Annotated in this window: 19 protein-coding genes; 6 read left to right on the forward strand and 13 right to left on the reverse strand. The window is 38.6% G+C overall.

The window, feature by feature from the left end; genetic code table 11:
• Window positions 1-77: 77 nt before the first annotated feature.
• From IL355_RS08600 to rpsF, 5 genes are all read right to left on the reverse strand, one after another.
• Window positions 78-548, reverse strand: coding sequence for a DUF6495 family protein (locus IL355_RS08600; protein WP_192461757.1), 471 nt, complete (start codon window positions 546-548; stop codon window positions 78-80).
• 100 nt (window positions 549-648) lie between these two features.
• Complete coding sequence (locus IL355_RS08605) at window positions 649-3,807, reverse strand: TonB-dependent receptor (RefSeq protein ID WP_192461758.1); 3,159 nt, start codon at window positions 3,805-3,807, stop codon at window positions 649-651.
• Between the two features lie 96 nt (window positions 3,808-3,903).
• A complete protein-coding gene (gene rplI, locus IL355_RS08610; RefSeq protein WP_192461759.1) occupies window positions 3,904-4,356 on the reverse strand; it encodes a 50S ribosomal protein L9 in 453 nt (150 codons plus the stop codon).
• Window positions 4,357-4,368: 12 nt separating this feature from the next.
• A complete protein-coding gene (rpsR, locus tag IL355_RS08615) occupies window positions 4,369-4,665 on the reverse strand; it encodes a 30S ribosomal protein S18 (protein WP_100868856.1) in 297 nt (98 codons plus the stop codon).
• A gap of 5 nt (window positions 4,666-4,670) precedes the next feature.
• Window positions 4,671-5,009, reverse strand: coding sequence for a 30S ribosomal protein S6 (gene rpsF / locus IL355_RS08620; RefSeq protein ID WP_187457609.1), 339 nt, complete (start codon window positions 5,007-5,009; stop codon window positions 4,671-4,673).
• A gap of 233 nt (window positions 5,010-5,242) precedes the next feature.
• Between rpsF and IL355_RS08625 the strand changes: the two genes are divergently transcribed.
• Window positions 5,243-5,935 carry a LytR/AlgR family response regulator transcription factor gene (locus tag IL355_RS08625; RefSeq protein ID WP_192461760.1) on the forward strand — a complete coding sequence of 231 codons (693 nt, stop codon included), beginning with the start codon at window positions 5,243-5,245 and terminating at the stop codon, window positions 5,933-5,935.
• Between the two features lie 52 nt (window positions 5,936-5,987).
• On the opposite strand, the gene priA is transcribed toward IL355_RS08625, so the two are convergent.
• From priA to nadC, 4 genes are read right to left on the reverse strand one after another with little or no spacing between them, the layout of a single operon-like run.
• Window positions 5,988-8,444, reverse strand: coding sequence for a replication restart helicase PriA (priA, locus tag IL355_RS08630; RefSeq protein ID WP_192461761.1), 2,457 nt, complete (start codon window positions 8,442-8,444; stop codon window positions 5,988-5,990).
• A 14-nt stretch (window positions 8,445-8,458) separates the two neighbouring features.
• A complete protein-coding gene (locus IL355_RS08635; protein ID WP_192461762.1) occupies window positions 8,459-8,899 on the reverse strand; it encodes a DUF2147 domain-containing protein in 441 nt (146 codons plus the stop codon).
• Window positions 8,896-9,864 (reverse strand): YihY/virulence factor BrkB family protein, encoded by a 969-nt coding sequence (locus IL355_RS08640; protein ID WP_192461763.1) that lies wholly within the window; start codon window positions 9,862-9,864, stop codon window positions 8,896-8,898. Before IL355_RS08640 ends, IL355_RS08635 begins: the two co-directional genes overlap by 4 nt.
• Complete coding sequence (gene nadC / locus IL355_RS08645; protein ID WP_192461764.1) at window positions 9,865-10,722, reverse strand: carboxylating nicotinate-nucleotide diphosphorylase; 858 nt, start codon at window positions 10,720-10,722, stop codon at window positions 9,865-9,867.
• 109 nt (window positions 10,723-10,831) lie between these two features.
• Here nadC and rlmH point away from each other — a divergent pair, with 109 nt between their 5' ends.
• Window positions 10,832-11,305 (forward strand): 23S rRNA (pseudouridine(1915)-N(3))-methyltransferase RlmH, encoded by a 474-nt coding sequence (gene rlmH, locus IL355_RS08650; RefSeq protein WP_192462118.1) that lies wholly within the window; start codon window positions 10,832-10,834, stop codon window positions 11,303-11,305.
• Window positions 11,306-11,382: 77 nt separating this feature from the next.
• A complete protein-coding gene (locus IL355_RS08655; RefSeq protein WP_192461765.1) occupies window positions 11,383-12,417 on the forward strand; it encodes a bestrophin family protein in 1,035 nt (344 codons plus the stop codon).
• Between the two features lie 70 nt (window positions 12,418-12,487).
• On the opposite strand, the gene serA is transcribed toward IL355_RS08655, so the two are convergent.
• From serA to IL355_RS08675, 4 genes are all read right to left on the reverse strand, one after another.
• The gene (serA, locus tag IL355_RS08660) at window positions 12,488-14,380 is read right to left on the reverse strand and encodes a phosphoglycerate dehydrogenase (protein ID WP_192461766.1); all 1,893 of its coding nucleotides are present in this window, start codon (window positions 14,378-14,380) and stop codon (window positions 12,488-12,490) included.
• Window positions 14,381-14,530: 150 nt separating this feature from the next.
• Window positions 14,531-15,229 carry a DUF3307 domain-containing protein gene (locus IL355_RS08665; protein ID WP_192461767.1) on the reverse strand — a complete coding sequence of 233 codons (699 nt, stop codon included), beginning with the start codon at window positions 15,227-15,229 and terminating at the stop codon, window positions 14,531-14,533.
• Between the two features lies 1 nt (window position 15,230).
• On the reverse strand, window positions 15,231-15,839 hold the full coding sequence (locus tag IL355_RS08670) for a SatD family protein (protein ID WP_192461768.1): 609 nt from the start codon (window positions 15,837-15,839) through the stop codon (window positions 15,231-15,233).
• A 109-nt stretch (window positions 15,840-15,948) separates the two neighbouring features.
• Window positions 15,949-16,401: a methyltransferase family protein gene (locus IL355_RS08675; protein ID WP_192461769.1), complete on the reverse strand. Its 453-nt coding sequence runs from the start codon at window positions 16,399-16,401 to the stop codon at window positions 15,949-15,951.
• Window positions 16,402-16,481: 80 nt separating this feature from the next.
• Between IL355_RS08675 and IL355_RS08680 the strand changes: the two genes are divergently transcribed.
• The 3 genes from IL355_RS08680 to IL355_RS08690 all read left to right on the forward strand — a co-directional run bounded on the left by IL355_RS08680 (window position 16,482) and on the right by IL355_RS08690 (window position 19,587).
• Window positions 16,482-17,072 carry a non-canonical purine NTP diphosphatase gene (locus tag IL355_RS08680; protein WP_192461770.1) on the forward strand — a complete coding sequence of 197 codons (591 nt, stop codon included), beginning with the start codon at window positions 16,482-16,484 and terminating at the stop codon, window positions 17,070-17,072.
• Window positions 17,056-17,664 (forward strand): DUF4337 family protein, encoded by a 609-nt coding sequence (locus tag IL355_RS08685; protein WP_192461771.1) that lies wholly within the window; start codon window positions 17,056-17,058, stop codon window positions 17,662-17,664. Before IL355_RS08680 ends, IL355_RS08685 begins: the two co-directional genes overlap by 17 nt.
• A gap of 159 nt (window positions 17,665-17,823) precedes the next feature.
• Complete coding sequence (locus IL355_RS08690) at window positions 17,824-19,587, forward strand: DEAD/DEAH box helicase (RefSeq protein WP_192461772.1); 1,764 nt, start codon at window positions 17,824-17,826, stop codon at window positions 19,585-19,587.
• Window positions 19,588-19,660: the final 73 nt, after the last annotated feature.

The raw sequence follows: 19,660 nt of genomic DNA on the forward strand, positions 1-19,660 counted from the left end.
TTTAAAATATTATGAGTAGAGGGCTATATCATGTCTATTTAAAAAAGCCCTAAATGAAAACTGATTGAAATTTGTATTTAATTGATAATGTTATCAAACCATTGGTACAAATCGCCTTTGGTGATAACGGCACCTTGTTGGATAAGCTCAAACTTATCTAAGTTCTTATCCTCTGAGTATGCTTTTGATGCCGTAAGGTACTCCACAAAATCCGATTGCCAATTTTTTTTAAACCATGCAAAACCTTCAGTAGTGGTCAAATCTATTTTTGGATTCATTACCTTGACCGAAAGTAATTTCATTTCCTTTTCGGTCAAATGAAAAAGGTGCATTTGTTGTGAGGAGACATTTTCCAAGTAATTGACTTTTGCCAATACCCCTTCCCAAATCAAATCGCTAAAAACATCGATTTCCTCTTCGGCAACTTCTGGTTTATTTTCTTTGATATCTTTCCACTCATCGGCGGTAATCGATTGGGTAGCCAGAAAATTAATAAATTCTGGATGTAATTCTTCCAACTGTTGTTTTGTAAGCCTCGTGTATTTCAAACCTTTTCTTTTCGGTAACTAATCGTCCTTTGAATTATCGGGCAAAAATAAAAAAAGGCCATGCTAAAAGCACGGCCTTTCCCAATAAATATCTTTTTTCTTAGAAAATGTATCTCAATCCGAATTGAATTTGCCAACGAGACAACAAACTCGCGTCGTAAACAAAACTTTCAGTGAGCCCTTGATTAAAAGTATAGGTAGGTGTATTGGTATTGGGGTCTACACTTACGGATATAGGATTTAATGCATTTGGCTGTTGTACCAAGCCCCAATCACTGTTCAATAAGTTACCGAAATTCAAAATATCCATACTGAACTGAATGGTATGAACCTTGTCTTCCGCAACGGTTAACCTATAATCTTGAAGTAGCTTCACATCCCATTTTCCTCTCCAAGGAGACAAAGCCCCGTAGCGATCAAAATATTCCCCACGGTTGTCACTCATATAATCATCTTGTTGAATGAAACGCTCGTAGGCCTCTGCCTGCCCAGCTCCAGAAAACTGCATCTGCTGAACTTCTGCCTCGGTGGGAATATAAAACAAATCGTTGTTCTGAAAAGAACCGTCATTATTGATATCGCCAGCATAGGTATAATTGAAACGTCCACCCTGTGCGTACTCAAAGAAAGTAGAAATAGTGGTAGACCATTTGTCATTACCATAATTGAATTGCTTTGAACCTACCCCAATAAAACGGTGAGTATCCCCATACTTTGAATAGGATAATACATCTGCGTTGGCATCGCCATAATTGGGATTAAAATCAAAGGCATCACCTGTGATTTCAGCTTCAATGGAATTTACATCTTTTGCATTCAAATAGTTATATGCAAAACTAGCGTATAGTCCGTTATCAAAGTTTTTCTGAGCTTTTAAAGAAGCGTTCCATATTCTACCTTTATCGGAATTAGTGAATACATAGGCATTGTTTCCTTTATCACCTGCTGCATACACCGGACGGTTATCACCCGGGGCGTTCAAAGTTCCAGAAGGGTTTCTGAGTCCCCAGTTTTGAACATGAGCACCATTGATATCTTTGGTGTAGGACACATCTGCCGTTACTATCACACCACTTTCAAAACGGTGGTCTCCACCAATATTTGTTCTCCAAACCTGTGGCCATTTGAAATCAGGGTCTACAATCTGATAAAAGAAAGAATCTAAGCCCTGAACCTGATTACCTAACCAAACAAAAGGAAAGCGGCCTGTAAATACACCACTACCACCACGTATTTGTGTTCTTTGGTTACCATTTACATCCCAGTTGAAGCCTACTCTTGGCGAAATCAAGAAATCATTGCTTGGTAAGGTTTCTGAATCCAGCAAGGTTTCTTGATCTGTTTGCGGATTGAAATAGGAAATGGTAGGGTCAAAAGTAAATGGCTTTCTGGCGATGTTCTCTTGAATTTTATCTTGAGTATCAAAATAAAGAGGCTTGTCAAATCGAACCCCGTAAGTCAATTTAAAATCTGGAGTTACGCTCCAATCATCCTGCACATAAAAGGAAAACTGCCCCACATTGGTTTCGGCCAAGGCCCAACCGCCATCGTTACCTTCACCAGCGGCATTACTATTCGTAAAAAGAGCTTCGGCATTGGCAATGGCTATTGCCATGGAGCCATCGTTGATATCGTCATAGAACTCGGCCAAGCTTGGGTAAGCTGCAAAAGCCCCAATTTCCTGAACAAAATCCCCGTTTTCGTCATATCCGTAAGCACCAAGGTTAAAGGAATTGTCAAACTGGAATTTCTCAAAAGAAGCACCAACGGTAAAAGTGTGGTTTCCTACAAAGTAGTTGAAATTGTTGGTCACCTGAAAAACCTTTTGATCCAATCTGTTGTTAATAGAAAAAGGTTCATGCCCCGCAATGATATAGTTACTACCAGCACCATCTTGAATAGTAATTGCAGGGATTGGAGATGAAAGCGCATCACGATAATCATCAAAATGGGTGTAGCCCACCTGCAATTTGTTGGTGGCATTATCACCAAAGGTTGAGTTCAATTCTAGTTGAAGCGACTGGATGTTATTATTGATTTCGTAGCCACTATTCTCAAATTGTAAAACTTGTGCACTAGGGCCACGAATACCCAAGGCGGTAGGGTGAGCTGGCTTCTCTTTGGAAGCACTCAAGAAATTATAGATTAACGCCAACCGATGGTCATCGTTTACGTTCCAATCCAATTTAACTATACCTTTTGTAGATTCTGCACCATAGGTAAAATCTTGGTACCTTCCCGTATTATATCCAAGTCCTGATAAGGCATTTTGTACTCCCATCAAGTCGCTTTCCAAAACTCGAGATTCATTGATAGCTCCAGAACCTGTATTAGGCACCCAACCATTTGTTCCTAAATCATCTCTTTGATCTCTTTCAAAATTAGCAAAGAAGAAAAGTTTGTTTTTAACGATAGGTCCACCAATGCTAAGACCGTATTGATTTTGCTTTAAATCCGGTTTTACCACATCTTCCCCTTTGATCTTTCCACCGGTCAAATCCTCATTTCTAAAAAAGCCATAAACCGTACCATGAAATTCATTGGTTCCACTTTTGGTAACGGCATTAACCGTTGCACCTGTAAACCCAGACTGGGTCACGTCATAAGGCGCCAAGGATACCTGAATCTGGTCGATAGCATCTAAGGAAATAGGCTGCGAATCTGTTTGTCCACCAGGCGTAGGCGCATCCAAACCAAAAGGGTTATTAAAAATAGCGCCATCTAAAGAAAAGTTATTGTACTGATCGTTTCTACCTCCAAATGAATTACCTGTGGAAGAAGGTTCCAATCGAGTGAAATCTTGAGCGGACCTAGAAATGGTAGGCAAGCGAGTTAGCTCTCTTCTGCCAACGCTGGTCTCGGCACCCGTACGGTCACTGCCAAAAGTTCCACCCCTATCTGAAATCACAACAACCTCGTCCAAAGCTTGGCTTTCAGTAATCAATATCACATCGATCGTAAAAGTTTTACCAAGAGATAGATACGCATCATTTATAGTTTGTTCTTTAAATCCAATGTAAGAAACCTTAATTTCATAGGGGCCTCCAACCCTCATGTTTAAGATCTTAAAAAGACCGTCTTCATTGGTAATTGCACCGTAGGTAGTACCCGTGGGCGTGTGCACAGCAACCACATTGGCCCCTAGTAAAGGTTCGTTTTGATCGTCAGTAACAGAACCTGACATGTTGGACGTGGTAACCTGCGCGGTGAGGCAAAGGGTAAAAAACGTCAAAAATGCAAAAAGGTGAAACTTCTTCATAATAATGAGTTTGTGTTAATTTTTTGCAAAAATAAAGTAAAAAAAAAAGAGCTATGCACGCATAGCTCTTTAAAGTTATCAATGATTATCAACCGTTTATTTCTGGTCGGCAATAACTTCAAAATCAAATTGAACGTTAACCTCACGGTGTAATCTTATATCTGCAGTGTAAGGTCCTGCTCTTTTAATGGCACCACCTTTAATACTGATATATTTCTTATCGATTTCATGCCCTTGTTTGGCCAATACACCTGCTAAATCTGCAGAAGTTACAGAACCAAAAAGTTTATCACCAGCACCAACTTTAGCAGGAATCTTAACTTCCAATGTACTTAAGGCTTCTGCTGTGGATTTTGCGGCATCAACAATCTTCTTCTCTTTATGGGCTCTTTGCTTCAAGTTCTCCTCAAGAACTTTTTTAGCAGAAGAGGTAGCCATAGTGGCCATGCCCCTTGGTATTAAATAATTTCTACCGTAACCGTTCTTTACTGTTACGATATCATCTTTAAAGCCCAAATGCTCTACGTCTTGTTTTAATATAAGTTCCATCTTGCCTTAAATTTATTTTAGTAGATCGCCTACGTATGGCATTAGAGCCAAATGACGTGCCCTCTTTACCGCTTGGGCCACTTTGCGTTGGTACTTCAAAGAAGTTCCGGTAAGTCTTCTAGGTAAAAGTTTACCTTGCTCGTTTACCAATTTCATCAAGAAATCCGGGTCTTTGTAATCAATGTACTTAATTCCGGATTTTTTAAAACGGCAATACTTCTTTTTCGTATTGGTCTCAATGTTCAATGGGGTCAAATAACGGATTTCCCCATCCTTCTTTCCTTTTGCTTGCTGTTGTAATGTTGCCATGATACTTACGCTTTAGCTTTTAACCTTGTTCTTCTTTTCTCTGCCCACTCAATAGCGTGCTTGTCTAATTTTACGGTTAAAAACCGCATAATACGTTCATCTCTCTTGAACTCTTGCTCGTAAGGAGCAATTACGCTTCCAGGAGCGGTGAACTCGAACAAATGGTAAAAACCACTTTTCTTGTGTTGTATGGCATATGCCAATTTCTTAAGTCCCCAGTTTTCTTTAGAGACCATTTTGGCGCCATTGTTAATTAAGAAATCCTCAAATTTCTTAACTGTTTCCGCTATCTGATCATCAGAAAGCACGGGATTCAAAATGAAAACAGTTTCGTAATGGTTCATAAATGTATATTTTTTAGGAGCGCAAAAGTAATAATATTTCTTACACTTCACAAGAAATCCGAATATTCTTCGTTATAGATTGGTAAACCATAAAAAATCGAACTTAACCAAATCTTAACCTATGGTCATTGCAAATTACACAGGAAACCTGACGAACTTTACAAGATTACTTGCAGATAAACGTCAATTTTTAGTATTTTGTCGATGATTTAACCCCACAAATCGACCCATTTATGAAATTAAGAAGTATTATTGTCGACGATTCGTCCATGCAGCGGATGGCAGTAGCAAAGCTGGTCAACAGTCATCCCAATTTAGCTATGGTAGCCGAATACAGCAATGCGATCGAAGCAAAAAATGGAATCAAGAACAACGAGATTGATCTTATTTTTCTTGATGTTGAAATGCCCATCATTAGTGGTTTTGATCTTTTGGAATCATTAGAAAACAGACCACAAGTAATTCTCATTACCGGAAAACCGGATTATGCCCTTAAAGCTTTTGACTACGATGTGACAGATTACCTACACAAACCTATTACTATGGCAAGGTTTGATGCATCTGTAAAAAGAGCTGTGGCTAAATATGAGCAATTGCACAAAGTTCAAGAAGATGAGGAGCATATCTTTGTTAAAAGTAATCTTAAGAAAAGAAAGGTTATTTTAAATGATATCAAGTGGATCGAAGCTCTCGGAGATTATATTAAGTTGGTAACCGATGAAGCCAACATTGTTATTCTGTCCACCATGAAGTCTTTTGAGAAGCAACTGCCGGAGGACAAGTTCCTTAGAATACATAAATCCTATATCGTTAACCTGGAAAAAATTGAAAAGTTCAACAGTAAAAATGTTGAGGTTAGCGGTAGATCCATTCCTTTAAGCAGGAACAAGAAAACAGAGTTGGCCGAAGCACTTAGCAACGTCTAAACTTCTACTTCTTTAAAAATACGCAAGCTCCGTTTCTTAAACGGGGCTTTTTTTATACATGGTCTACATTGTATATGATACGTACACTTCTATAAGGAGCAATGGCATTAAATGACTTCTCCAATCTTCTAATACCCTTTTTAACCCCGCCCACCGATGTACTTTTAGGTATTTTTACCAATACATTTTTTAGATACTGGTTTCTAATTCGTGCCACGGGAGGGTATTCCGGTCCCAAGACATTACCCGCCAAGCTGTTCCTTAGTCCTTTCGCAAACCACTCCGCCGCCTCATTAAGTCTATTGTAATCCTTATGCTTAAAAGTAATTTTTATAATTCTATTCTTTGGCGGATACTTGTATTGTTCTCGCTCATATAATTGTTCTTTAAACATACCTTCATAGTCATTGGTAGACATTTGAGTCAATATCTGATGGTATGGATTATAGCTTTGAACAATGACCTTTCCTCGTTTTTGGGTACGCCCTGCCCTACCGGCAACTTGCGTCAATAATTGAAAACAGCGTTCATGAGCCCTATAGTCAGGGAAGTTTAATAAGGAATCTGCATTCATAATTCCCACCAAACTTACATTTCTAAAATCGAGGCCTTTGGTAAGCATTTGGGTACCCACCAAAATATCTATTTCCTGTTGCTCAAAGGCAGTAATAATTTTTTCATACCCATGTTTCCCACGAGTGGTATCTAGATCCATTCGCCAAGTCTTGGCATCTGGAAATAAGGTTTCCAGTTCTTTTTCTACCTGTTCAGTACCAAAACCTTTGGTGTCCAGTGTAGGACTTCCGCAGGCTTGACAACTTTCGGGCAAAGCGGTGTGGTACCCACAATAATGGCAGCGAAGCTGTTTTTTGTATTGATGATAGGTCAAACTTACATCACAATTAGGGCATTGGGGCGAAACACCACAAGTAGTACACTCCACAATGGGCGCATAGCCCCTTCTATTTTGAAAAAGGATGATTTGTTCCCCTTCCTTTAGAGCTTCTTCTATTTTCAAAAATAATCGCTCAGAAAAATGACCCTTCATTAGTTTTTTTCGGGATTGCTCCTTAAGGTCCACCAGTTCTATTTCTGGCATTAGTACATTCCCAAAACGTCTTTTGATTTCAGCAAAGCCATATTTTCCGGTCTTGGCGTTCAGGTAACTTTCAATACTCGGAGTTGCCGAACCCAACAAAACTTGGCTGCCGTGTAAATTTCCCAAAACGATGGCGGCATCCCTGGCATGATAACGTGGGGCAGGATCAAATTGTTTAAAGGAGCCTTCATGCTCTTCATCAATGATAATCAATCCTAATTTGGAAAAAGGAAGAAACAAAGAGGAACGGGCACCAATGACCACCTGGGCCTTACTTTTTTGATGCAGCACATTGTTCCACACCTCTACCCTTTCCTGTACATTGTATTTAGAATGATAAACGGAAACTTTTTCCCCGAAATATTCTTGCAAGCGACCTATCAATTGGGTTGTCAATGCAATTTCGGGAAGCAAGTAAAGCGCTTGCTTTCCCTTATTGATACAATCTTCAATAAGTTGAACGTAGACTTCCGTTTTTCCGGATGAGGTAACGCCATGCAATAAAACGGGTTTTTTATTTTCAAAACCTTTATGAATATCGGATAAGGCTTTTTCTTGATACTCATTTAATGATTTTACTTCTTCATCCCCACCATCCCCTTCATAATCCACCCGATCTCTACGTATATAATATTCCTCTAAAATCTGCTTATCGACCAAAGCTTTGATGACCGCTTTGGAAGCACCGCTTTCCTGTTCCAATTCAGTGACTTTAATCGGCTTTTGAGAAACAGCCTGTAGTTGAAAAAGCGCCAGCACCACCTGACTTTGTTTTGGTGCTCGACTCAAATCGGTTAGAAGGGCTTCCAGTTTTTCTTCAGATAGATATTCCTTTCCCAATTGTACATACTTCACCAATTTGGGTTTGTACTGCTCATAGATTTCTTCCTTCAGCAGAATGACATTCTTTTCAATAAGCCTATTCAATACTGGAAGTATATTTTTCCTGTCCACAATAGAACTGACTTCATGTACTTTTAAGCTAGATTGGTGCTGTAGTGCTTCAAACACCAAAAACTCATCGTCTTCCAAAGCGGATTCCTCAATAACGGCTTCGGTACTCAATAAAATCAAAGTTTCACTTTCCAAAAGAAAGGCACTGGGTACGGCACTACGAAAGACCTCACCAAAAGTACACATGTAGTATTCGGCTATCCACTGCCAATGCTTTAGCTGGAAAGGATTTACAATAGGATGTTCGTCAAGAATTCTATCTATTTCCTTGGCTTCATAGGCCTGTGGAGGCTCATTATGCACCCGATGTACGAGGCCTGTATAGATTTTTGATTTTCCAAAGGGAACAGCCACCCGCATGCCAGGCTTCAAATTTTCGCCCTCGGCTTGGGTTATACTATAGGTAAAAAGCTTCTCTAAAGGAATAGGTAAGACAACATCAATAAAATATTCCATACAATATTTAGAATCTAGCCATCTACGCGCTGCCAGGTTTGGGTGCGGTAAATAAATGCAAGATAGCCCCTAACTTTTAATTCATCGTGATTATCCGGATTTAACCATATTTTACATCTAAAAGTCATGGCCTGTTGAGGGTCAAATAGCGTATCTCCCTTGTAGACCCCATCCCCTACATGTTCTGCTTCCTCAATAATATGCATCCCTAGAACGGGCTTATCTTTGCGGTCGCCCTCGCATTTTTCACAGATGAAGTTTTCTTTTCCTTCCTCCACAATCTCAATCACCTTGCCGTACATAAGGCCGTCTTTTTCATATATATCGATGATGGCCTTAGGTTTACCAGTACGGTCATCAATTGTTTTCCATGTTCCGAAAACACTTTGAGATTGAATTAGCTGAATTGTGAAGAATAAGAATGCGAATAGAATACAATTAAATGGTTTTATCATTCCTTTTTATAGGTTTTTCTTAGGGAATTTAAGGAAGCGTTTAGCTCAAACCCTAGCAACAATATATTGGAATTTAACCAGATATATACCATTAGAATCAACAAACCGCCCAAGGCACCATATAATTCGTTATATCTTGCGAATTTCTCAACATAAACCCCAAAAAGATAAGAAGTAAGCATGAATAACAAGGTGGTCATCAAGGCGCCTATGGAAAAAAATTTGGCATGCTTCCCTTCTAAAGTGCCAAAATAGTAAAGAATGGCCGTGGTAAAGTAAGACAACAATACAAAGAATACCACTTTGCCGATCTGAGCGCCCACAATATCGTTTTCCGTAAGGTCATATCCTCTGGTTTTGGCAGCCCAAACACTTAGATAGTCCAGTATATAAAATTCTACATAGACATAGGCCACTGCACCCACAATCAATAGAATGGATAAAATCAAGCCTACCATTAGGGCATATAAATACTGACGGAAAAAACTTCTGGTAAGTTCTACGTGATACGAATTTTCAAAACCTCCAAAAATAGCGTTTACGCCATTCGCCATTAAAAAAATAGAAAATAAAAAGGCTGAAGACAGCAATCCGCCCCGTTTCTGGTCCTTTATCTGCTGATAGATATCCCCAAAATAATCACTCGTTGCAGATGGTAAAAAGGACTCTAAAAATACCAAGAACTGAGAATCGAAATTCGCATTGCCTATGCTTACATAGGGTATGATAAACGGAACCAAGGTTATTAGAAAAATAAGTAAGGGAAAAAGCGCCAAAAACAGACTAAATGCAATGGCACTAGCCCTTGTGGAGATTGCCCCTTTAAAAATGCCAAAAATGTACATTTCCATTAGGTCATAAAGAGAAAGCCCTTCAAAAGCCGGTAACTTCACCTCTTTTAAGAGCAAGGCCAGTTTATTGATAATAGGAATTTTGGCTATTTTCTCCTCAATCTCCTGCGACATTTACACCGCTTTTAAACTCAAATCCATATTGTAGACCGAATGCGTTAAAGCCCCTGAAGAAATATAATCCACACCACATTCTGCATATTGACGAATGGTCTCTTCGTTAATTCCCCCTGAGGATTCCGTGAGGCATTTTTCGCCAATTAAGTTCACCGCAGTACGCGTATCTTCATAATTAAAATTATCGATGAGAATTCGGTATACTCCATCAGACCTAAGAATTTCTTTAATTTCATTTAAATCACGGGCCTCCACGATTATTTTAAGGTCACGCCCCGTTTCTTTTAAATAGTCTTGGGTCTTTTTAATTGCCTGGGTAATGCCACCTGCAAAATCGATATGGTTATCCTTCAGCATAATCATATCGTACAGCGCAAACCGATGATTTTCACCTCCTCCTATTTTTACCGCCCATTTTTCTAATGCCCTGATCCCCGGTGTGGTTTTACGGGTATCGAGAATCTTGGTTCCGGTTCCCTCCAAAAGTTTTACAAAAAAAGTGGTTTTGGTAGCTATAGCACTCATACGTTGCATGGCGTTCAAAACAAGTCGCTCTGCCTTTAAAATACTCTGAGAACTGCCACTCACATAAAAAGCAATATCTCCATGCTGCACTTGTGAACCATCTTCGATTAAAGTCTCTACCTCTAATCCTTCATCAACATACGCAAAAACCTGTTTTGCAAATTCAATACCGGCAATTATGCCCTCATCTTTTACTAAAAGTTTAGCCTTTCCTGTTGCGGAATCAGGAATACAGGCCAATGAGCTATGGTCTCCATCGCCCACGTCTTCCCGAATGGCATTGGCAATTATTAAGTCTAATTCTTTTTGGAATGCGTCTTTTGAAATCATAAATAGAAGTATGCTTTGGGCTAAATTAAGAAATGTTAAGGGTAAAATGAGGACTTGCCAGAGTAATTATTGACAACCTTGGTTTTCCAAAATGGAATTATATTTGCGCATGACCATAAAATTGCTCGCCATAGGAAAAACGGACAGCAAACCGTTACAAAGCCTTATTTCGGAATACGAGAAAAGACTAAAACATTATATCAAATTTGAAATTGAGCTTATTCCGGATATAAAAAACGTCAAAAACCTTTCGGAAACCCAGCAAAAGGAAAAAGAAGGCGAATTGATTCTTAAAAAATTGGTTCCCACGGATGTCTTAGTTCTTTTGGACGAAAGTGGAAAACACCTTTCATCGGTAGGCTTTTCAGAATACCTGCAGAAAAAAATGAACGCCGGGATCAAGCAACTGGTTTTGGTCATTGGAGGACCCTACGGCTTTAGTGACGAGGTATATACCGCGGCACAAGGAAAAATTAGCTTATCCAAAATGACCTTCTCCCACCAAATGGTACGTTTGTTTGTCACAGAACAGATTTATAGGGCCTTTACCATTTTACGAAACGAGCCTTACCATCATCGATAGTTTTAAAAAAACCACTATTACAATTCCTAAAAGCCTATCAACTTTTCTACTTTAGTAGTCTAACTAAATAACGGACTATGATCGTATCCAAGGGCATACCCCTTAAAAAACTCTTTAATTGGTCTTTTCATCATATTGTTTGGCTTTTTCTTTTTATGGGTGGAGTAGCTGTTTTATATCGCTTCAACATAATTTCCTTTAAAATTCCATGGCTTCCTGTTTCCGTAATCGGTACCGCTGTGGCGTTTTACGTAGGTTTCAAGAACAACCAATCATATGGTAGAATGTGGGAAGCCCGAAAAATTTGGGGCGGTATTGTAAATGACAGTAGGGCTTGGGCCATGCACGTAGATGGTTATATTACCAATCTAAATACCCGAACTAAACGAAGTGAAACGGAACTACAGTCCATAAAAAAAAGATTGATCTATAGGCACATAGGTTGGCTTTACACACATAGAGAGCAATTGTTGGTACCCACTCCTTGGGAGCATGTTAGCCAAGGTGGACTTACCACTAGGCATGCAGAAAGGCTGGAAGAAAGTTTTGGAGTAGGTTTAATAAGTGATAAAGAGGAGTTTAGGGAACTGAAAAATTTTCTTGGCGAAGAAGAGTATATAAGGTTGAAATCGAAAGCAAATACCGCCACACAAATCATCAATGAACAATCAAGGGATTTAAGGGATTTGAGGGAAGAAGGTTTGATAGACGATTTTAGGCATATTAAAATGCAGGAAATACTAAGAACATTTTTTGAATTACAAGGAAAAAACGAGCGGATAAAAAAGTTTCCTTTTCCGCGTCAGTATGCCAATATGAGCTATTATTTTGTAGGGATATTTATTTTTCTACTTCCTTTTAGCATGATGCCCGAAGTTTTAGATGCCCAAAAAATTAATTTTTGGCTGGCCGTTCCCATCTGCGTCCTTTTAGGTTGGGTTTATATTATGATGGAATTGGTTGGAGACTATTCTGAAAATCCATTTCAGAGGATGTCAAATGACATTCCAATGTTATCCCTTTGCAGAACCATAGAAATTGATTTAAGGGAGATTTTGGGTGAAACGGAACTTCCTCCTCCGGTTAAGGCAGAAAAAGGAGTACTTATGTAAACTAGCTACCAAACACAGCATGAAAAAAGCCCTCAAACGAGGGCTTTTTTACTTCCTTTATTCTATACTACTAGTAAAGCACTCTAAATTTAATAGTGTTATCTACTCTTTTCAATGCCTTGATAACATCCTTATCATATTCTCTATCAACATCAGTAATTACATATCCTACATCACTATCTGTAGAAAGATATTGACCCAGGATATTCAATTCATAGGAAGCCAATACCTCGTTGATCTTAGCCATAATACCAGGTACGTTCTTGTGAATATGTAGGAACCTATGCGCTTTTTGCTGTTTTGGCAAACGTATATTAGGGAAGTTTACCGCATCTACAGAGTTACCTGTATTGATATAATCCATGATTTTATTAGGAACGAAATCTGCAATATCTCTTTGGGCTTCTTCTGTACTACCGCCAACATGCGGCGTTAAAATTACATTGGGGATACCCTGTAGAGCAGTGTAAAACTCACCGTTACTTCTGGGTTCCTCTGGATATACATCTATAGCAGCTCCGCCAAGTTTACCACTTTTTAAAGCTTCTGCCAACGCTTCAATATCCACCACAAATCCTCTAGAAAGATTGATTAACATAGCACCATCGCGCATTTGATTAATTTCCCTTTCTCCAATAAAGTTTTTGTTGGCCTTGTTGTCATCTACGTGGAGCGTTACCACATCCGAAACATTTAAAAGGTCTTCTAAGGAATTACATTTTTTGGTATTACCCAAAGACAGTTTATCCTCTACATCGTAATAATACACCCGCATACCAATGGCTTCGGCAAGTATGGAAAGTTGTTTTCCAATATTACCATAACCAACAATACCAAGGTTCTTACCTCTTACTTCGCGTGAACCTACAGCGGTTTTTTGCCATTGTCCGCTATGGATTTCAGCACTTCTGGCAACCACGCTACGCATTAACATAATGATTTCACCAATGGCCAATTCTACTACGGAACGAGTATTACTGTAAGGAGCATTAAAGACGGCCACCCCTTTTTTACGGGCATAATCCAAATCTATTTGGGTGGTTCCAATACAAAAAGCACCTACCACCAATAGTTTATTGCCGGCATCCAAAACTTTTTGGGTCACCTGGGTTTTGGAGCGGATCCCTAAAACGTGAACACCTTTAATTTTTTCAATTAACTCCTCTTCTGGAAGACTGTTTTTGACCAGCTCTACAGAGAAACCATCTTTAGAAAGGTTTTCAAGTGCCGCCGGATGTACATTTTCCAACAGTAAGATTTTAATTCTGTTCTTAGGGTACGAGTAATTTCTTGGTAAATCGTTCACAAATAAAAATTCATCTAGGTTAGGGGCCACATGGTCTGCCTTACTAGCGGCTTTCTCACGGTGCACATTTTCAGTGTAGGCAAAAAACTTATCGGCAATTCCGGCTTCTTTCATTACATAATCACTGTAACCATCACCAATTACCTGAACTTCGCCTTCTAAATCCATATCTCGCAAACAGGCAATTTTACCGTTGTGCTGAGATAGTACATTTTCTTCATCAAAACCAATAATATTTCCTTGTTCATCAAACTTAAAGGTATTGGCATAAACCCTATTGGAAGGAATTTGGTATTCTTCTACTATAGGGTCTATAAACTCTTTAAATCCGCATGAAATCACATAAATATCATCGGAAAATTTTTCAAAAAACTCTTTGTTGGCAGCAATGGACTTGGAAATTTTTTGTCGGAGCTCATCAACTAAAGGACCTAAATCATCTTTGTGGGCTTTTAGCAATTTAATACGGCGCTCCAAGGACTCGGTAAAGGAAATATCCCCATCGATTCCTAAGTTGGTAATTTCCTGAATTTGATTGATAATCTCTTCTTTGTTCGATTTGTCCTTAAGGGTCATTTCGGCCAGTACATCCAGTGCCTCTACCCTAGTTAAGGTGCTATCAAAATCAAAAACATATTTTCTGTTTGTTGCTACCATTGCCTCATTGAAAAATTAAGGCACAAAAATAAAGATTAATTACGAGTGATTTTTAGTAAAGTCATGAAAAGTTACTCTTATAACTAATCCGTTCGCATTGACACTTATTTTAAAATTACAAGCTCTTGAAAACTTTAATTTTCCAAACAATTAAAATGCTTGGTAAACTATACCGGATATTATGGCCAGCCCAAAACTTAACAGGGTACCTATGAGGATGTATTCCGTTAATTTACGGTTATTACTTTCTTTTAAATCATTGAACCTAAAGACCGATTTTGCTCCGATCAAAAGTCCAATGGCCTCCCACCTACCCATAATAATGAACATAAGAACAAAAAGGCGCTCAATGATGCCAATGTACTTTCCTGCGTTTGGCAGGGATTTATGGTCTAGTTCTATTTTATCGGACATGGCTTCCAACAGTTTTCCCATGATAATGGAAGAAGGAAAACTCACAAAGACGATTGCTGTTACCAGACCCCAATCAATTTTAGAAAAGAGCATTGCTGTATGAGGCGACAAATTTTGGTAATAGACCACCATGTATATTACAATTAAATGTAATACCTGGTCTATAAAAAAAGGCACACTTTTTAATTTAAAGTATGGTGTGGCGTATAATTTGGCAAGGTCTATCAAGTAATGGGAGAAGGTAATAATGGCTACTGGAAGTAAGTAATCTAAATCCCATAGTAATACCATTGAAATCAAAAAATGTACAAGTACATGAACATATAGGTATTTTGATTTTATTTTATTCGCCTCTTTGTGTATGACCCAACGACCGGGCTGCAATAAAAAATCCCCAATTAAATGGGCCAAGAACAATTTGGTAAACAAAATCATATTAGTTCACTTCTTTAAGATTCTCTCTATAAAACTCCAATAATTCTAACACTAAATCCAACCGCGCCCTTTTTTGTCTTTGGCTTACGGCCGATTGTTGAATACCTAAACGGTTTGCTATTTCTTGCTGAGATGCATCTGGATAATCTAGCGCCAAAACCACTATTTCTGCTGAAACCGGACTCCAATCATCCATAATATGCAACGCAAATTTGAGCATGAGGTTAAAAATACGGTCATGATTTTTGTTTCCCGTTGCAATACTCAAATTTATTTTATCCTCTTTTAGATGCTCAAATGTTCTGCCCGATCTTTGATATGCCGTTCCATTGGACTCACTTACTCCCTGACCTTGATAGTCTTCCCCGCCTAGACCTACTCCTATCCGGGCATCCAGTCCTTTTATTGTTTTTAACAAGGCCTTTATATATATAGCTTGCACCAGTGCTTCCTTGGCAGTTATTTTAAGTTGAAATTCATCTCCTCTGTACACTTCCCAATCATGGGGAGATTTACCTAATTTGGATAAATGCTTTTTTAATATCGGAAGCCATGTAGACGAGCTGTGATTTCCAGAACCTATGATATCTCCTGTTATTACCGCTACCATTGTTATTAGTTTATAAGCTAATTTATTAAAATATTAACTAAAAAGCTAATAAATAAAAAAATAAGCTAAAAAGCTTATTTATTGAAATAGAAGCTAGTATCCTTATAAACTAAAACCATCTTCTAACTTTGAGACAGTATTGTCTATACTCCTTGCCAAAAATTGACTCAAGAGACCTTTCTTCAGGTTCTATCTGAAACCTGTTCATATACCCCACAAAACCAGCTGCTAACAATGTATTGAAAGCATTGCCCAACCAAAGCCCAAAAGCCAAAAGCACCATGAGCATAGCCAAATACATGGGGTTTCTGGAGTAGGCATAAACTCCACTATCTACCAAAGTGGTTGTTTTTGACGGGTCACGTGGATCTACAGTTGTTTTCCTACTATAAAACTGAAACAAGGCCCATATAACCACAATAGATGCCATCACCAACAGCCCAATCATTAAATAGGTCCTCCCAAAAAAATCAAAATAGCCAACAGGCAAGACCTTGGCCAAAAGAAACATCAAAGCACTGAAGAAAAGAAAAACTATAACAGGAGGTACTTTTAACTGCATAAATGGAAATTTCACAAACAAAATTAACTATTTTACGTCCATAAGAAGCATCCCAAACGTATAATACATATATCCTCCAAATGAAACTTGTCTTCGCCACACATAACCAAAACAAATTTCAAGAAGTAAAGCTATTAATGCCAGATTACATAGTTCTTCTTTCACTAACGGACATTTCTTGTTTTGACGAAATTGAGGAAACAGGCACTACCTTGGAAGAAAATGCCCAAATTAAAGCAAACTATGTTACCAAAAAGTATGATCTACCTTGTTTTTCTGATGATACGGGGCTTTTAGTTAACGCTCTAAATGGTAAACCTGGTGTTTATTCTGCCAGATATGCAGGAAATCATAAAAATTCTGAAGACAATATGGCCAAATTGCTTCATGAACTTAAAGATGAAAATGATAGACGAGCCTATTTTAAAACCGTTATAGCTTTAAATTTACCAGAACAAAACTACCTATTTAAAGGAGAGGCCCACGGCGAAATTACCATAGGCAAGCAAGGTGAAAAGGGTTTTGGATATGACCCTATTTTCAAACCCTTAGGATATGACCAAACTTTTGCTCAATTAACGATCGATGTAAAAAATAAAATTAGCCATCGAGGAAAAGCCATAGACCAACTTGTACAATTCTTAAAAAACAATCATGTCATCACAAAGTAGAAAAATAGAGGAGCGCGGGGGAGTACTGATTATATTTTTTGTTGCCCTACTGGCCATTATGGAAGTAATCAACAACTCTTTTGAAAAGAAAATTACAGATGCAGATAATAATGAAGTAAGCTATTCAGATTGGTACAACGCCAAAAGTATTAAGCAGGTAATGAAGGAAAATGAACGCGATTTTTTAATTGCCCTGTTAAGTACAGGGATGATAGACAGGGAACGATCCGCGGCCATGAAGGAAAAAATTGAAAAGACCAAACAACTGGTAATTAAATACGAGGCGGAAAAAACAGAAATCTTAATGGGTTCCGCAAATATTCCTCCAAGCTCTTGGGCACAGGATTTAGACGGGGAAATGGGTAAAATCATTGGTCTTCGTGAGTGGCGAGAGAAAGCAAAAACCTTGAAAGAGACCGTAGGAAAAATTAATATGGGCATTCTTTTTCTACAAATAAGCGTTGTTTTTGGAGTGGTATGTCTAATCATTCAAGAAAACCCCAAATTGCAACAGACCTTTACTTGGCTAATGATCGGGTCTGGCTTTATAGGTATTGCTTTGTCCTTATACGGGTATATATTGTCCCTTTAATCGGATAATAATAAAAGATCTTCATTTCTAAATAAATAAGCTTACCTTTGCCGCTTATTTTTAACGCCGCCGGTATGGCAGGTGTTGCACTGAGTACTAGGGTTATACACGATAATCGCTCTAAGCAACACACCTATTAGCGATTTAAGTATAACTTATATGACAAAATTTGAAGCATTGGGGCTAAATGATGCCCTATTGAATGCTATTAAGGATATGGGCTTTGAGAGTCCGTCCGAAGTGCAAGAAAAAGCAATCCCAATTTTATTGGAAAACGAGTCCGATCTAGTGGCTCTGGCCCAGACCGGAACAGGTAAAACTGCAGCATTTGGTTTCCCACTTATTCAAAAGCTGGATGTCAATAGCAGGACCACTCAAGGGCTTATTTTATCCCCTACCCGAGAATTGTGCTTACAGATTACCACAGAAATGCAAGCATATTCCAAATATGTGAAGGGTTTAAGCACGGTTGCCATCTATGGTGGAGCCAGTATAACGGAACAGGCCAGACAAATTAAAAGAGGAGCCCAGATAGTGGTGGCCACTCCTGGTAGAATGAAGGATATGATTGGCCGTGGTTTGGTAGATATTTCCAAAATTGACTATTGTATTCTAGATGAAGCAGATGAAATGCTCAACATGGGCTTTTATGAGGATATCAAGGATATTTTATCCAACACTCCGCAAGATAAATCTACATGGTTGTTTAGCGCTACTATGCCCAAGGAGGTTTCCGTTATTGCCAAAAAATTCATGCATAACCCAACTGAAATTACAGTTGGCACCAAAAATGCCGGTTCTACCAATGTGGACCACGAATATTATGTAGTAAGCGGAAGGGACAGGTACCCCGCACTTAAGCGTTTGGCAGATGCCAATCCAGATATTTTTTCGGTGGTATTCTGTAGAACTAAAAGGGATACTCAAAAGGTTGCCGAAAAATTAATAGAAGACGGTTACAATGCCGGGGCCTTGCACGGAGATTTAAGCCAAAACCAAAGAGATTTGGTTATGAACGCCTTCCGTAAAAAACAAATACAAATGCTGGTGGCAACAGATGTGGCCGCCCGTGGAATAGATGTTGATGACATAACCCATGTTATCAATTATCAATTACCAGATGAAATTGAAACCTACACCCACCGTAGCGGTAGAACAGGTAGGGCCGGTAAATCTGGTATTTCAATGGTAATCGTTACCAAAAGCGAATTGCGTAAAATTCGCTCTATAGAAAAAATAGTTAAGCAAAACTTTATCAGCAAAAATATTCCAACAGGAATTGAAATTTGTGAAATTCAGTTGTACCACTTGGCCAACAAAATAAAGGAGACCAAAATCAATAAGGATGTAGAGAACTATTTACCTGCCATCAATGAGGTTTTGGAAGGTATTGACAGGGACGAACTAATCAAAAAAATCGTTTCGGTAGAGTTTACAAGATTCTCCAACTACTACAACAAGACCAAGGACCTCAATAGTGGAGGTAACGACCGAGGTTCTGATAGAGGTGGTTCAAATAATGGTTCTGTTCGCTACTTTATTAATGTAGGTGAAAAGGATGGTTATGACTGGATGAGTTTAAAAGACTTTTTAAGGGATACGCTCAACCTAGGAAAAGAAGATGTTTACAAGGTGGATACCAAAGATACCTTTTCATTCTTTAACACAGATGAGGCACACACCGAAGCCATTTTACAATTCTTTACGGATTTTAAACTGGAAGGAAGGTTTATAAATGTGGAGATTTCCAAAAATCCTGGTGGCGATGGCTTACGAGGTAGAAAGGGCAAATCCAAAAGAAGAGGCCGGGATAGAGATCGCGGAGGTAACCGAGGTAGAAGAAATGACAACAGTAGTTCTAAGAAAGGCTCAAGCTTCTCCGGAAAAAGGCGTAGCAAGAAAAACAGAAGTGACTTCTTTTAGTTAATCATATATTAAAAAATACGCTTCGGCGTATTTTTTCGTTTTGTTTAGTACTTTTAAATTTCCATTTATA

Source organism: Euzebyella saccharophila (assembly GCF_014855495.1).
Taxonomy (GTDB): Bacteria; Bacteroidota; Bacteroidia; order Flavobacteriales; family Flavobacteriaceae; genus Euzebyella; species Euzebyella saccharophila.

Coding starts and splice junctions, on each gene's coding strand:
- IL355_RS08675 (WP_192461769.1), bottom strand. CDS start 16,401: ATGCAGTTAAAAGTACCTCCTGTTATAGTTTTTCTTTTCTTCAGTGCT.
- IL355_RS08655 (WP_192461765.1), top strand. CDS start 11,383: ATGATCGTATCCAAGGGCATACCCCTTAAAAAACTCTTTAATTGGTCT.
- rpsF (WP_187457609.1), bottom strand. CDS start 5,009: ATGAACCATTACGAAACTGTTTTCATTTTGAATCCCGTGCTTTCTGAT.
- rlmH (WP_192462118.1), top strand. CDS start 10,832: ATGACCATAAAATTGCTCGCCATAGGAAAAACGGACAGCAAACCGTTA.
- IL355_RS08680 (WP_192461770.1), top strand. CDS start 16,482: ATGAAACTTGTCTTCGCCACACATAACCAAAACAAATTTCAAGAAGTA.
- IL355_RS08625 (WP_192461760.1), top strand. CDS start 5,243: ATGAAATTAAGAAGTATTATTGTCGACGATTCGTCCATGCAGCGGATG.
- nadC (WP_192461764.1), bottom strand. CDS start 10,722: ATGATTTCAAAAGACGCATTCCAAAAAGAATTAGACTTAATAATTGCC.
- IL355_RS08640 (WP_192461763.1), bottom strand. CDS start 9,864: ATGTCGCAGGAGATTGAGGAGAAAATAGCCAAAATTCCTATTATCAAT.
- IL355_RS08685 (WP_192461771.1), top strand. CDS start 17,056: ATGTCATCACAAAGTAGAAAAATAGAGGAGCGCGGGGGAGTACTGATT.
- rpsR (WP_100868856.1), bottom strand. CDS start 4,665: ATGGCAACATTACAACAGCAAGCAAAAGGAAAGAAGGATGGGGAAATC.
- IL355_RS08635 (WP_192461762.1), bottom strand. CDS start 8,899: ATGATAAAACCATTTAATTGTATTCTATTCGCATTCTTATTCTTCACA.
- IL355_RS08670 (WP_192461768.1), bottom strand. CDS start 15,839: ATGGTAGCGGTAATAACAGGAGATATCATAGGTTCTGGAAATCACAGC.
- IL355_RS08665 (WP_192461767.1), bottom strand. CDS start 15,229: ATGATTTTGTTTACCAAATTGTTCTTGGCCCATTTAATTGGGGATTTT.
- IL355_RS08605 (WP_192461758.1), bottom strand. CDS start 3,807: ATGAAGAAGTTTCACCTTTTTGCATTTTTGACGTTTTTTACCCTTTGC.
- serA (WP_192461766.1), bottom strand. CDS start 14,380: ATGGTAGCAACAAACAGAAAATATGTTTTTGATTTTGATAGCACCTTA.
- priA (WP_192461761.1), bottom strand. CDS start 8,444: ATGGAATATTTTATTGATGTTGTCTTACCTATTCCTTTAGAGAAGCTT.
- IL355_RS08690 (WP_192461772.1), top strand. CDS start 17,824: ATGACAAAATTTGAAGCATTGGGGCTAAATGATGCCCTATTGAATGCT.
- rplI (WP_192461759.1), bottom strand. CDS start 4,356: ATGGAACTTATATTAAAACAAGACGTAGAGCATTTGGGCTTTAAAGAT.